This window comes from Halobacillus ihumii, assembly GCF_902726645.1.
Classification (GTDB): domain Bacteria; phylum Bacillota; class Bacilli; order Bacillales; family Halobacillaceae; genus Halobacillus_A; species Halobacillus_A ihumii.
The window spans coordinates 44,582-57,942 of record NZ_CACVAO010000001.1 but is presented as its reverse complement, the minus strand read 5'-3'; the positions used below and the strand labels follow the sequence as shown (position 1 = coordinate 57,942).

The 13,361-nt window shown below is 39.2% G+C and carries 12 protein-coding genes; 11 read left to right on the top strand and 1 reads right to left on the bottom strand.

The genetic code is table 11. The features are described 5' to 3' along the window. Positions 1–34 precede the first annotated feature (34 nt). From G6R08_RS00280 to G6R08_RS00270, 3 genes are all read left to right on the top strand, one after another. Positions 35–1,012 carry a P1 family peptidase gene (locus G6R08_RS00280; protein WP_163526168.1) on the top strand — a complete coding sequence of 326 codons (978 nt, stop codon included), beginning with the start codon at positions 35–37 and terminating at the stop codon, positions 1,010–1,012. A gap of 6 nt (positions 1,013–1,018) precedes the next feature. Beyond that, a complete protein-coding gene (locus G6R08_RS00275) occupies positions 1,019–1,891 on the top strand; it encodes a gamma-glutamylcyclotransferase family protein (RefSeq protein ID WP_163526167.1) in 873 nt (290 codons plus the stop codon). Positions 1,892–1,987: 96 nt separating this feature from the next. Beyond that, positions 1,988–5,599, top strand: a complete 3,612-nt coding sequence (locus G6R08_RS00270; protein ID WP_163526166.1) for a dynamin family protein — start codon at positions 1,988–1,990, stop codon at positions 5,597–5,599. Positions 5,600–5,657: 58 nt separating this feature from the next. Here G6R08_RS00270 and G6R08_RS00265 read toward each other — a convergent pair whose 3' ends face one another. Beyond that, positions 5,658–6,353, bottom strand: a complete 696-nt coding sequence (locus tag G6R08_RS00265) for a SurA N-terminal domain-containing protein (RefSeq protein ID WP_163526165.1) — start codon at positions 6,351–6,353, stop codon at positions 5,658–5,660. Positions 6,354–6,477: 124 nt separating this feature from the next. Here G6R08_RS00265 and G6R08_RS00260 point away from each other — a divergent pair, with 124 nt between their 5' ends. The 8 genes from G6R08_RS00260 (at position 6,478) to G6R08_RS00225 (ending at position 13,359) form a co-directional block, all read left to right on the top strand. After that, the gene (locus tag G6R08_RS00260) at positions 6,478–6,978 is read left to right on the top strand and encodes a superoxide dismutase family protein (RefSeq protein ID WP_163526164.1); all 501 of its coding nucleotides are present in this window, start codon (positions 6,478–6,480) and stop codon (positions 6,976–6,978) included. Positions 6,979–7,220: 242 nt separating this feature from the next. Further along, the gene (locus G6R08_RS00255) at positions 7,221–7,421 is read left to right on the top strand and encodes a cold-shock protein (RefSeq protein ID WP_079530056.1); all 201 of its coding nucleotides are present in this window, start codon (positions 7,221–7,223) and stop codon (positions 7,419–7,421) included. Positions 7,422–7,499: 78 nt separating this feature from the next. Next, positions 7,500–7,706, top strand: a complete 207-nt coding sequence (locus G6R08_RS00250) for a cold-shock protein (RefSeq protein ID WP_163526163.1) — start codon at positions 7,500–7,502, stop codon at positions 7,704–7,706. Positions 7,707–7,873: 167 nt separating this feature from the next. Then, positions 7,874–9,211, top strand: a complete 1,338-nt coding sequence (locus tag G6R08_RS00245; protein ID WP_163526162.1) for a DUF2252 family protein — start codon at positions 7,874–7,876, stop codon at positions 9,209–9,211. A 74-nt stretch (positions 9,212–9,285) separates the two neighbouring features. Next, positions 9,286–10,905 (top strand): ABC-F family ATP-binding cassette domain-containing protein, encoded by a 1,620-nt coding sequence (locus G6R08_RS00240; RefSeq protein ID WP_163526161.1) that lies wholly within the window; start codon positions 9,286–9,288, stop codon positions 10,903–10,905. 317 nt (positions 10,906–11,222) lie between these two features. After that, entirely contained in the window at positions 11,223–12,062 is an 840-nt protein-coding gene (locus G6R08_RS00235) for a 3D domain-containing protein (protein WP_163526160.1), read from the top strand. Positions 12,063–12,318: 256 nt separating this feature from the next. Continuing rightward, positions 12,319–12,849 (top strand): NB-ARC domain-containing protein, encoded by a 531-nt coding sequence (locus G6R08_RS00230; RefSeq protein ID WP_338035416.1) that lies wholly within the window; start codon positions 12,319–12,321, stop codon positions 12,847–12,849. A gap of 129 nt (positions 12,850–12,978) precedes the next feature. Next, positions 12,979–13,359 (top strand): PadR family transcriptional regulator, encoded by a 381-nt coding sequence (locus tag G6R08_RS00225; RefSeq protein WP_163526158.1) that lies wholly within the window; start codon positions 12,979–12,981, stop codon positions 13,357–13,359. Positions 13,360–13,361 lie beyond the last annotated feature (2 nt).

The following is a 13,361-nucleotide window of genomic DNA, read 5'->3' as shown; positions in this document are numbered from 1 at the left end:
GTAAAAAAGCAAACATAAGGAAGGATAGAATGCCGTGAATGAAATTCCGATTACCTCTATTGATGGATTCGCTTTCGGTCATGCAGATAACAAAGAAGCGGCTACAGGGTGTACAGTTGTAGTCTGCGAAAATGGCGCGAAAGCAGGCGTGGCTGTACGCGGCGGCTCACCTGGCACCCGGGAGACGGATGCTTTGAACCCGGAGAATTTTGTCGAACAAGTGCATGGTGTATTTTTAGCTGGGGGGAGTGCTTTCGGTCTAGAGGCCGGGTCAGGTGTCATGAATGAGCTTGAAAGAAAAGGAATTGGCTTCGATGTGCAGGTCACGAAGGTTCCGATCGTCCCCGGAGCCATTTTATTTGATTTGATGGTTGGTGATGAAAAAGTCCGCCCTGACAATGATATGGGGCAGCAGGCAACGAGAAATGCTTTTTTAAACGTACCCTTTTTAAAAGGAAACGTGGGAGCAGGCACGGGGGCATCTGTAGGTAAATTATTAGGAGCCTCCTATGCCATGAAAGGTGGAGTGGGCCATTATGCGATCAAAGTTGGAGAGTTAAAGGTTGGGGCGGTCGTAGCCGTGAACAGCTTTGGGGATGTAATCGATCCTGCAACCGGAAACCTCCTAGCGGGGGCGTACGATCGCAAGCAGGGATGTTTCTTAGGCAGCAAACAGGTTCTGCTGGAACAAATGAATACGGCAAAGACGAATCGATTTAGCGGAAATACGACCATTGGGGTCATCACTTGTAATGCTGCATTATCTAAGTCTGAAGCTAATAAACTGGCCTCAATTGCACATGATGGACTAGCACGAACGATCAGTCCTTCTCATACATTTGTGGATGGAGATACATTATTTGCGATGACAACAAATCAGGTGAATGTCGACTTAAATGGATTGAGCTATTTAGCAACTCACGTCGTTGAACAAGCTGTTATTCAGGCTGTGCTGTCTGCGAAAAGCGATTATCAGCTTCCTGCTTATTCAACGATCATAAAGGAGGGATAATGGATAATGGTGCGTTTATTTGTTTATGGGTCATTTTGTAAAGGAGAAAAAAATCATGATCACTTAGACGATTCAACGCTTTTATGTTCACAAGCTCGAATAAAGGCAACTTTATTTAAAAGTCATGCCTGCGATGCTTACATAAAGCTTACCCAAACCGGAACCGTGTACGGTGAACTACACGAAGTATCTGATCAAATAATGGAACAACTTGATGAGGATAACAGAGCCGCGGGAGCAGTCTATGATCGGAATTCAGTTACAGTACATACAGATCACGAAAGCTGCGAAGCCGCAGTATATGCAGGCGGAGAAAAGATGGAAGATGGGGAGGTCCTGCCCCACGGTAATTGGAAACTGGCTCGATATCCTGAAGGTAACGATATGTTTTACTTTGCGTATGGGTCCTGTATGGATCTTGAACGGATAAAAAAAGCTGGGGTGGAATCGTTATTTGAAGACGTAGTGGGCGGAGCTAGATTAGCCCATTTCCGGTTGCAATTCTCCCACCATGTTCACGATGGCGGCAGGGCTGATATCAAAGAAAATCGCTCCTCTTCTGTGGAAGGGGTCCTTTATAAGATTACACCTCCGGCAGTCGATTACTTATATGATCGTGAAGGGGTTTATGAAGGGCATTACAGACCCACTATTGTCGAAGTCGCTTCACAGGGCAGAACCTATCGTGCACTGACTTTCACGGTCATCAATAAGCGGGAAGATAAAGTTCCCCCTTTTCATTATGCGAAAGAAATTTATCGAGGAGCTTTTCCCTATGTATCAACTCATTATAAAAAGCAACTTCGGGAATTGTTTACCACTTCATTTCCTGTTCAAGGAATGCCAACATATATGAAGGAACTAGAAATACAACGATAATTATTTATGTGGAAGAAATGAGGTTAAACTTGAGAGTTTCTATCGATGTTGAGTAAACTAAAAAGTAACATACAAGACATAAAGGAGATTAAAAGCATGTCTGTATCCACCGTAGATGCCCATACTAATACGATTACCAAGTTAGAATCGTTATACAGTGAACTTGAAAAATATAACCAGATCCAAGCTAATAAAGTATTGGAACTAATTGAAAAGGTTACCAAGCAAGAAATCATGATCGGCTTTGCCGGACATTTTTCAGCAGGGAAGTCAACGATGATCAACCATCTTGTTGACCATTCCATATTGCCTTCTAGTCCAATTCCAACGAGTGCAAACATCGTTAAATTATCGAATGGACCTGAAGCGACGGTTGCCTATTTCAGTGAGCATGATCCGGTCAAATATGAGGGATCGATTGATATTCAAACCATCCAAGCAATGTGCCGAGAAGGAGAAAAAATAACCGGGCTTGATATTCGACGGCCATTAGCGGAGATTCCTTCCCATGTGAAAATATTAGACACTCCAGGTGTTGATTCAACGCGGGATGCAGATCGGTTAATTACCGAATCTTCCCTGCACTTGATGGACTACATGTTTTACGTGATGGATTATAATCATGTTCAATCTGAAGTCAATCTAAGCTTTTTACTGGAAATGCAGCAACGTCAGATTCCGTTTGCCATCATTATTAATCAAGTGGATAAACATAATGAAGCGGAGTTAACTTTTAACCAATTTCAGCAAAGTGTTGAGAATTCCCTGCATATGTGGGGAATTGAGCCTGAGCACATTTTTTATACATCATTAAAAGAACGAACGCATTCCGCTAATCAAATTGAACAAGTCAGCGCAACTTTCCGAGCGATGTTTAAGAACATTTCACCAAGTCAAACGGCCTTACATCACGCTTCTGCCATTATTCATGAAAGCATTAGTAATTACAGATCAGTTTATGAAGAACAAATGGATACCCTTTATAACCAGATCAGACATGATGATCAAATCATTGCGGAACAAGAAGCCGGTGAGGCAGAATCTTTATTAGATGTTCAGAAGGAGAGAATACCCAAAACTCGAGAACAATTCGAAAATAGAGTGCTTGCATTTTTATCTAATGCTTATTTAATGCCAAGTGAATTACGGGAGTATGCTCGTTTATATTTGGAATCGATGCAGCCTGGTTTTAGGATAGGTTTTATTCTTACGAAGAAGAAAACGGAAGAAGAGCGAGATTTTCGATTTGAAAATTTCCATGAGCAATTAAAACAGACGATAGAAAAGAGTGTAACCTGGCCGTTACGTGAACGGATGATGCAGTTGCTCGAGGGAAATGCGATGGCCGACAGTACGGTCATTCATGAGACACAATCCTTCAGTATTGAGTATCCGCCATCCAGAATACAACAATTAATTGAAACAGGTGCTTCTGTTACGGGGGAGTATGTACTTCGATACACCGATCAATTGGCTAAAGATATTCAACGCTATGGCCGCAGCCAGTTGAATCAATGGTGGGAACAGGTAGAGAGACTGCTACAGCAGAGAAATGAAGCTGAAACGAAAGCTCATCAGCAGTTATTTAAGGCATATGAACATAAATCACAAGCAGAAAAAGAACTTTCTGAAATGGAATCTGCTATTAAGGAAGTCGAGCAGCGGTTACGGCATGCATTTACCGAACAAGCTCCTAGCAAAGAGAACGAAAATCAAGTTGACCGCGCACTGCGGAATCGGCACTCACGTATACGGGTTCAGTCCAGTCATGAGTTGGAATACCAGGAAGCGAAGCCAAGTGAAGTAAAGCAAGACAAAGATCAGGAACCTCGAGAAACAGCTGTAACGAAAAAGACACATATTCACAATAAACTTGTCGAGGCACAGAATATATTAAGTAATATCGATGGCTTTGAGGATCTACTCACTCAGCTTCGCGGGAAACAGCAGAGACTTGACCACCAGCAATATACGATAGCTTTATTCGGAGCCTTTAGTGCAGGGAAATCATCATTTGCCAATGCGTTATTAGGAGAGCAAGTATTACCGGTATCTCCTAATCCAACCACAGCAACGATCAATAAAATCACAGCCTCATCAAAGCAGCATCCTCATGGGAAAGTGACTGTCAGAGTTAAAGGCGAAGAACAGTTATTGGAAGACCTCGCCTTTGCTGGTAAGAAAGTTCTTAAAAGCTACAGAGGTATAGAAGAAGCCTATCAAGACATTGTTTCTTTAGAAGAAAATAAACTGCAGAAGCTGGACCATAAAAAACGATCATTTCTTCAAGCTTTTCTGGCTGGTTATGAAGAAATGGCTCCTAAAATTAATGAGGAAATGACCATAACGTTGGATCGTTTTGCGGCATTCGTTTCAGAAGAGAAGAAATCATGCTTTATTGAGTGGATGGAGCTTCATTATGATTGTGAATGGACACGCGCAGGTATAACACTTGTGGATACCCCGGGGGCAGATTCTGTAAATGCCCGCCATACCAATGTATCATTTGAATATATTAAAAATGCTGATGCTATTCTTTTCGTAACTTATTATAACCATCCGTTTTCTAAAGCGGATCAATCCTTTTTAACTCAGCTTGGACGAGTGAAGGATGCATTCTCTATGGATAAAATGTTTTTCATTATCAATGCGGCAGATTTAGCTGAAAATGAGAAGGAAAAACAACAAGTTGAACGTTATTTACAGGAACAGCTTCTTCAGTTTCAAATTCGCAAACCGCGTATCTATTCGTTATCAAGTTTGCAAGGATTAAAGGAAAAGCAAACCCATGAAAAAATCGACAGCGGCTTACTTCCTTTTGAAGAGCGATTTGAACGATTTTTGCAAGAGGAACTAACAGAAGTACTCCATCATTCGATTGAACATGATCTTAACGAAGCGGTATCTTCCTTACAAACCATTATCGAGCATGCCAGGCTTAGCGAGCAGGATAGGGAAGAGAAGCTTGCCATGTTAGAGGATGAACAAAGCCGAGCTCAGCAAGTGCTTCAGCAAAAATCAGAAGCAAGAGGAGAAAAAGCAGTCATACAAAAAGTGGATAAACAACTGCACTTTGTTCACCAGCGAATGATGTTAAACTTCAATGATTATTTTAAAAACCATTTTAACCCCGCAGTCATTAAGGGGGATCGTTCAGAAGCTAAAGAACAAATTGAGGAGTCGGCAGGCGAACTATTGAACGAAGTGGAATTTGAAATGAACCAGGAAATAAAAGCTGTAACTCTTAGAATCGAAGTATTTATTAAGGAGTTAGTAGATCAGTATAAGAAGGATTATGAAACAGAGATACGAGGGATTAATCGTTCGCTTACACTAAGCAACATTGAATGGCACACGATTGCTCCACCTTCTATAGATCAAAAACTGTCTCTTCATGAAAAAGAGCTTTCAGATGTATTACAACTATTTAAAGGAACAAAATCATTTTTTGAGCATAATGAGAAGGAGCGGATGAAGGAGAAGTTCAGTGAGCGGGTAAGCACGCCGCTTCATGATGCGATTTACAAGGTAAAATATACTATAGAAAAGTATTATATAGAGCAATGTCACCTTTCTTTACAAGCGGCCAGAGACACTTGGCGTAAGGAATTAGATCACAGTTTCAACAGGCTCACGTATAGCCTGAAGCACCCTGTTAACGTGACTTATTTGCAAGAGCAGCATGATAAATTAAAGAAAATCGTATGATAAATACAAAGAAGATCCTGGACTTGTTCGTTCCAGGATCTTCTTTGTATTTATATAGTTATAGGGTCACTTTCACATCTGCTTCTTTACGAAGTTTTTCGACAAGCTTTGTAACTTGCTGACCTTGCTTTTGACTCTTGATTTGCTGTTTAATTTGCTTTTTGGCTTCCTCGAATTTAGGAGCATTTTCTTGACCTTTCATCATAGACTCATACTGTTTCTTGGCTTCTTCGTCACTTACTGTAACTTCTTTCGTATTTTCTGCTACATATTTTTGAATTTTGATATTTTCCTCTAATTGCTTTTTCACCTTATCTTCGGTCATGCCGCTTTCTTCAAGGGCTTTCTTTCGCTCTTCCTCAGAGGGAAATTTGGAGGCAAATTGTTCATATCCTTTTTCTACTTCTTCCTTTGATACTTTAATATTTGCTTCCGTCGCTTTTTGACTTAATAGCTCAATGCCGATTAGTTGGTTAACAACACCTTGTTCCATTTGTTTCTCTTTACCTTCGATCTTCATACCCATTTGTTTATATCGTTGTTTAGTACCTTCCAGCTGTTGATTAAACTCCTTACGCGGAATTTCTTGGCCGTTTACGGTTGCAACAGGACCTGTCTTGCTCTCACCTTCACTCTTCTCACTCTTAGCGCTTTCATCTTTTTTACTACTTTCAGAATTATCTCCTCCTGAGCAGGCAGCCAAACTAAATAAAGCAAGTACAGCGATTAATGATGTGATCCATATTTTTTTCATGTCATCTCTCCTTTTACTTGTTGAGACATTAAATGGAGTGTAGCACATCGTGATATTGATGTAAATTTGAAAGGACATGTTTTGAAGGTTCGCTACATATATTGGTATAAAAGGAGGAGATGCCATGTATTATCAACATCCATATCCACCCACAAGACCTACTTATCAGGCTGAGCAGGCACGAGTAAGTTTTAAAAGCAGTCCGCTTGCTCCTGAACTAAGAGGGGTTGTGCAATTTTATCAACGACCATACGGAGTGGAGGTATTTGTTCAGGTAGAGGGCCTTCCTGATTTTCAAGTAAAAAATGGAGTTCAGATTGGACCACATGGTTTTCATATTCATGAAAATGGAGCATGTGAAATTGGTGATGGTGAAAATCCCTTCCAATCTGCTGGCGGACACTGGAATCCTGATGATCAGCCTCATGGCAATCATGCTGGAGACTTTCCTGTATTATTTTCTAATCAAGGACGTTCAAGAATGATATTCTTCACGGATCGATTTCATGTTGAAGATATTATAGGGAAAGCTGTTATTATTCATCAGGGTCCTGATGACTATCAGTCTCAACCTAGCGGGGATGCTGGCAAGAGAATTGCCTGTGGTGTGATTGAAAAAGTTTAAAAAGTACGTATAAAATTCAGACTTTATGGATAGAATGAATAGAGCAGGTGTATGCGCCTGAAGTTGACTTCACCGGTGAACTATAGTATGATAATAGATAATATTAATTTGTGCCAAACATATAATGAATCACCTATTACAAAGAGTGATCAATGCCCATTGGTACTTTTTATAATATGTGATTTTTTTCATTTTTTATGGAACGCATATTAATTTTAAGAAACATTGGAGGACCCATTTTTATGAAAACTGGTACAGTAAAATGGTTTAACGCTGAAAAAGGCTTTGGATTTATCGAAGTTGAAGGAGAAGACGATGTATTCGTTCACTTCAGCGCGATTCAAGAAGAGGGATTTAAATCCCTAGAAGAAGGCCAAGCTGTTGAATTTGAGATTACTGAAGGCAACCGTGGACCACAGGCTGCTAATGTAACTAAATTATAAGGTGGAAAGAGACTGACTCGAGTGGTAGTCAGTCTCTTTTACATAATTCTTTCATGTCCAGAGGAGGTTTCGAAACGTATGGCATTCGGTAAAAAGAACCAGGCTGAAATAGTTGAAGAAGAAACAAAAATTTGGGTATGTAAATCAGACGATTGCAACTGCTGGATGAGAGATAACTTCAGAACAAATGAAGAAGCAATTTGCCCGATTTGCGGAAATGAAATGGAAGCAAGCAGCAAAGTGCTTCAAGTAGTAGAGAATAACAGCTTATATTACAAGTCATAGTATAGTGAAGGACTCTCATTTGAGGGTCTTTTTTTATGCTGCTCGCCTAACGGGGCGGCATGGTATATATTTAAGTATTTTAGGCTGAAGGTACTTTTTTTGTACATTATAAACTGTGCTTTTATACTGGGGGACGGATCGGATTCATCGAAAAAGGAAGTGAAACAATGAGTATAGGCATTCGAAACGAAATAACAGAAACAAAAAGGTATTTGAGAAAGCAACTCTTAGCTACTATTTTTAATCAGTTTGACGGCAAGCTAATGGGATTGTCGCATGAAGATAGAAGGCACAAGTATAGGAAAATGAGCAAGGATCCTTACAGCTTTTTTAGAGGAAGTGCTTACTTATTCTACTATGACGTTACAGGTCTTCCTTTTACGTTTCATACACCTGAGAACAAACCTACCTGGTTATTAGGAGATCTTCATTTCGATAATATCAGTGCTTTTCAAAATGAGAAGCAAGAAGTTGTGTTTGACGTAGATGATTTTGATGAGGGATATTTTGGATCTTATTTATATGATGTGCTGCGTATGGTCGTCAGCATTCGTTTAATGAGCAATCAACACGGCTATACTGAGGATGATACGGAAGAGTTTGTGGAGTCATTTTTAAACGACTATATCGGTCAGTTGCAAAGGTTCCATTCTGGAGAAGAGGATCCCGTTCACTTACAGTTTACGAAAGCTAACACGACTGGCCCGATCCAGAGCGTCCTTCATAACCTTGAAGAGGAGTGGACCTCAACTGAAGAAGAATCCTCAGCATCTCAATTTGATTCCATCCAGACTGCGATCAATGATGATAACTTAGTTGACTTATCACATCAGGAAAAAGAGGAGTTTCTCCGTATATGGGAAGATTATATCGAATCCATTCCATCTAACATCAAAAGACAGCCGCAATTCTATGCTGTTAAGGATGTCAAGAAAAAGGCAGGAGACGGGATTGGATCGACAGGACTTGAAAGATATTATATTATGATTGCAGGCGAGGGTAATAGTAATATTATTCTGGAAGCTAAAGAAGCAAGAACACCTATTCCTGCTTACTTTTTTCCTTATGATGAGACGTTTTGGAAAGACAATCAACATCAAGGTCGAAGAGTTGTTCATACCCAGCAGGCGATGCATCACAAAGCCGATCCTTATTTAGGATATCTGACATTTAACGGACATGATTTTTATGTCCGGGAGCGGTCACTTTTCACCAACGAGTTAAGGGATGATGATTTACAGGAATTTGATTCCATGGTGGACACGGTTAAGACAATGGCGAAAATCACAGCGAAAATTCATGCTCGTGCTGATGTAGATATCGAAGACGGCTTGATGGATCATCACAGTGAAGAAGCGATTCTTCATGAGATTGAGTCGAATAGGACTCAATTTATTCAGCAGCTCATGGTGTGGTCCGCTTATTACCAAAGTGTAGTTGAAGCAGATTTCCATCTATTTAATGAATGGATAAGTGAAAACACCGAAATTGCAATACAAAACTAATAAAAAGCCTATTCGATCATTATAATGAATGATATAATTTGAATGTTATACACTGAGATACTGGAGGATTCGTTATGTTAAATGTAACTAATGTTAGTCTTCGTTTTGGCGATCAGAAGCTTTTCGAGGATGTTAATATAAAATTTACGCCTGGAAATTGTTATGGATTAATTGGAGCCAATGGCGCTGGTAAATCTACATTTTTAAAAATATTAAGTGGGGAACTAGAACCGCAAACAGGAGATGTTTCTTTAAAGAACGACCAGCGGCTTGCTGTCCTTAAGCAGAACCACTTTGAGTACGACGAGTATAAGGTTCTGGAAACTGTTATTATGGGTCATACAAGACTTTATGATGTCATGCAGGAAAAAGACGCTATTTATATGAAAGGCGAATTCACAGAAGAGGACGGAATGAAAGCAGCTGAACTCGAAGGTGAATTTGCTGAAATGAACGGATGGGAAGCAGAGTCTGAAGCTGCCCGTTTATTAACCGGACTTGGAATTACTGAGAACCTGCATGATAAGGAAATGAAAGACTTAGCCGGTTCTGAAAAGGTCAAGGTTCTTCTTGCACAGGCTCTGTTTGGCAACCCTGATGTCCTTTTGCTGGATGAGCCGACAAACCACTTAGATATTAAAGCCATTCAGTGGCTCGAAGATTTCCTAATTGATTTTGAGAATACCGTTATTGTAGTTTCCCATGACCGACACTTTTTAAATAATGTGTGTACACATATTGCCGATTTAGATTTTGGTAAAATTCAAATATATGTCGGGAACTATGATTTCTGGTATGAATCAAGCCAGCTGGCCCAGAAAATGGCTGAGGAACAAAATAAGAAAAAAGAAGAAAAAATTAAAGATCTTAAGGAATTTGTTGCTCGATTTAGTGCAAATGCATCGAAATCTAAGCAAGCCACTTCAAGAAAAAAATTGCTTGAAAAGATAAGTCTAGATGATATTCAGCCTTCATCAAGAAAATACCCTTATATTGCTTTTAAAGCAGATCGAGAAATTGGAAATGATTTATTGACGGTAGAAAATCTATCCAAAACGGTTGATGGAGTAAAGGTTTTAAATAATGTAAATTTTACGATGAATAAAGACGATAAAATAGCTTTCGTAGGGAGCAATGAAGTAGCAAAAACAACACTCTTTCAAATCCTTATGGGGGAAGTTGAACCTGATGAAGGAACGTTTAAGTGGGGAATAACCACTTCCCAGAGCTACTTTCCTAAAGATAACTCCAAGTTTTTTGAACGATCTGATATGAACTTAGTAGAATGGCTGCGACAATATTCACCGGAGGATGAAACCGAAACATTCCTTAGAGGGTTTTTAGGCCGCATGCTATTCTCTGGTGAAGAAGCCTTGAAACAACCAGATGTTCTTTCAGGAGGAGAGAAAGTTCGCTGCATGCTGTCTAAAATGATGCTGTCAGGAGCAAACGTTCTTCTGTTAGATGAGCCGACAAACCATTTGGATCTTGAGTCAATTACTTCCTTAAACAAAGGATTAATAAATTTTAAAGGATCGATCCTATTTGCTTCTCATGACCATGAATTCATCCAGACTATAGCTAACCGTATTATCGAGGTCACACCTCAAGGTATAGTTGATAAAGAAATGTCTTATGATGAGTATTTACAAGATCCAGCTGTTCAGAAACAGGTAGCTGCTTTATCAGAATAGATGATTTCATACAAAAAACCTGCTCCACTACAATGGAGCAGGTTTTTTCTTTGGAAAGTCTGTTGACACTTCAATAATATTTAAATTTTCCTATTGAAAAGTATAAAACGAGACCCGTTATTCGACATTGTAAGACTAATAGATATAAATTATAGTAATTTTATAGAGATAAATGCCTACTTTGTAACTTCAGTGCAAAAAAAGTGTCACAGTTGAAAAGAAACTGTTAGCTGTTTGTTCTTAAAAAAATCTATATATCTGGTAGTATCTTAATTGTGGTTAAAACAACTCATCAATTAAGAGGAGGACATAAATCTATGAAAAAATCAGTTTTCTCTCTAGCTGCTACTGCTGCATTAACAGGAGCATTTGCAACTTCCGTTAGTGCTGAAGAATATACAGTCGATAAAGGTGATACTCTTTGGGGTATATCTAATGATAAAAATGTAACAGTTGATCAACTTAAGAAATGGAATAATTTAAATTCAAATTTAATTGTTCCGAACCAAAAACTAACCGTATCAGGTAATAGTGAGGCTACAGTAGAAACATCCAAGACGTACACAGTTAAATCAGGAGATACCCTTTACGGTATTTCTGAAAAATATAGCATAACTGTAGACCAATTAATGGCTTGGAACAACCTTTCAAGCACACTCATTCATCCTGGTGATCAATTTGCAGTGAAAGCTCAGGCAGCTTCAGCGCCAGCTCCTGAAAAAGCAGAAGCACCGGCTCCAGCACCAGAACCAGAACAGAAAGAAGCTCCGGCACCTGAACAGGAAGAAGCACCAGAGGCTGAGCCAGTAAACACTACAGCTGAAGCAGAACAGTCCAGTGAACAATCTTCCAGTAATGACGTAGTTAAGGAATTCACGGCAGAAGCAACAGCTTATACGGCTAATTGCACAGGCTGCAGTGGTGTAACGGCAACAGGTATCGATCTTAATGCAAATCCTAACCAGAAAGTAATCGCTGTAGATCCGGATGTTATACCATTAGGTTCTAAAGTGTATGTTGAAGGTTATGGAGTGGCTATTGCCGGTGATACTGGTGGAGCAATTGACGGAAATCGCATTGATGTATATATGCCAAACCGTCAAGATGCATTAAACTTTGGAAGACAAAGTGTAACTGTAAAGGTTCTAAGTGAATAAGTAAAAAAGCGATCTTAATTAAATAGAAAGTCAAGGAGAAAAGCTCACTATTGCCCCCACAATGGTGAGTTTTTTTCTTGCAAAAATGAATGGTTTCATTACTATAGACGAAAGGTTAGTGTCATAAGTTTCAAAAAACGACATTTCTTTTATTACAATGCAGATACTGATAAACTATGTAAGAGTATATGAACTTGTGAGTGCAATCTTCTAAGCAAATGATAAGTATAAGTTAGCGCCGTGTCATTCTAATTACATGGAGGGGAACAAGATGAAGCGAGTTGCTATCATTGGTTCAGCTGGATCAGGAAAATCTACCTTAGCAAAGCAAATCGGTCAGGCTTTTCAATACAGTGTTGTACATATGGATCGGCTATTTTGGAAACCAGGATGGAAAGAATCTACCCTGGAGGAATTAGCTGAGAAACAAGATATGTACCTGCAAAAGAAAGAATGGGTGATTGAAGGGAACTATAGTGGTGTATGGGAGCCAAGATTACAGCTGGCTGATATCATTATTTTTCTAAATATTAATCGATATGTTTGTTTACGCAGTGTCCTTACACGCTGGTTGAGACATATAGGGAGAACGCGAGTAGATCTCGCACCAGGCTGCCCTGAACGGATGGAGCTGTCATTTCTTAAATATGTATGGGACTATCCAAATACAAAAAAGGTCAAAGCTATAACGGCAATAGAACAACATTGTCATCACGCACAAATAATTATTCTTCAAAATCGAAAAAACGTGAACACTTTTATGAACATTTTAACGACTCTTGATTGATACTTAGTAGCAACTCCGAAACGTAAAATAAAAAACATATCAATAACCGAACAAATGTCCTTATTAGTAGACAAACCCACTCCTTTTTATTATAAAATGAATGTATAACACAAAAGGGGTGAGGTTGCATTGTCGCATAAAAATAACCCGAAAAAATTCGCTTTAAATATGAGTGCAGCTCAATTCACTAAGTTTTATATTATGCATTTGCTGCAAGTTCGTCAACCAATGATTAGCGAACATTTTAAAGAAGAATTTCATAAGTTAACAAACAATTGGATTCCGGCCCCGTCAACTTTACTTGATACGTTGCATGATATGACGGAAGAAGGTCTCCTTCATAGGAAAGACGGTTATAAATCATATGAAAAAAAACGCCAGAAAGTCTATTGGTATTCCTTAACAGATGAAGGGAAAGAAGAATTTGATGTACTAAAGAAACGATACAAAATTTTATTCGAAGAACAATTGGCTATTTTACATCAGATAATGAACGAAGTTTATCAGTAGAA

Bases quoted from the DNA above. Each gene is read 5' to 3' on its own strand.
- G6R08_RS00275 (WP_163526167.1), top strand. From the start codon at position 1,019: ATGGTGCGTTTATTTGTTTATGGGTCATTTTGTAAAGGAGAAAAAAAT.
- G6R08_RS00270 (WP_163526166.1), top strand. From the start codon at position 1,988: ATGTCTGTATCCACCGTAGATGCCCATACTAATACGATTACCAAGTTA.
- G6R08_RS00265 (WP_163526165.1), bottom strand. From the start codon at position 6,353: ATGAAAAAAATATGGATCACATCATTAATCGCTGTACTTGCTTTATTT.
- G6R08_RS00260 (WP_163526164.1), top strand. From the start codon at position 6,478: ATGTATTATCAACATCCATATCCACCCACAAGACCTACTTATCAGGCT.
- G6R08_RS00255 (WP_079530056.1), top strand. From the start codon at position 7,221: ATGAAAACTGGTACAGTAAAATGGTTTAACGCTGAAAAAGGCTTTGGA.
- G6R08_RS00250 (WP_163526163.1), top strand. From the start codon at position 7,500: ATGGCATTCGGTAAAAAGAACCAGGCTGAAATAGTTGAAGAAGAAACA.
- G6R08_RS00245 (WP_163526162.1), top strand. From the start codon at position 7,874: ATGAGTATAGGCATTCGAAACGAAATAACAGAAACAAAAAGGTATTTG.
- G6R08_RS00240 (WP_163526161.1), top strand. From the start codon at position 9,286: ATGTTAAATGTAACTAATGTTAGTCTTCGTTTTGGCGATCAGAAGCTT.
- G6R08_RS00235 (WP_163526160.1), top strand. From the start codon at position 11,223: ATGAAAAAATCAGTTTTCTCTCTAGCTGCTACTGCTGCATTAACAGGA.
- G6R08_RS00230 (WP_338035416.1), top strand. From the start codon at position 12,319: ATGGAGGGGAACAAGATGAAGCGAGTTGCTATCATTGGTTCAGCTGGA.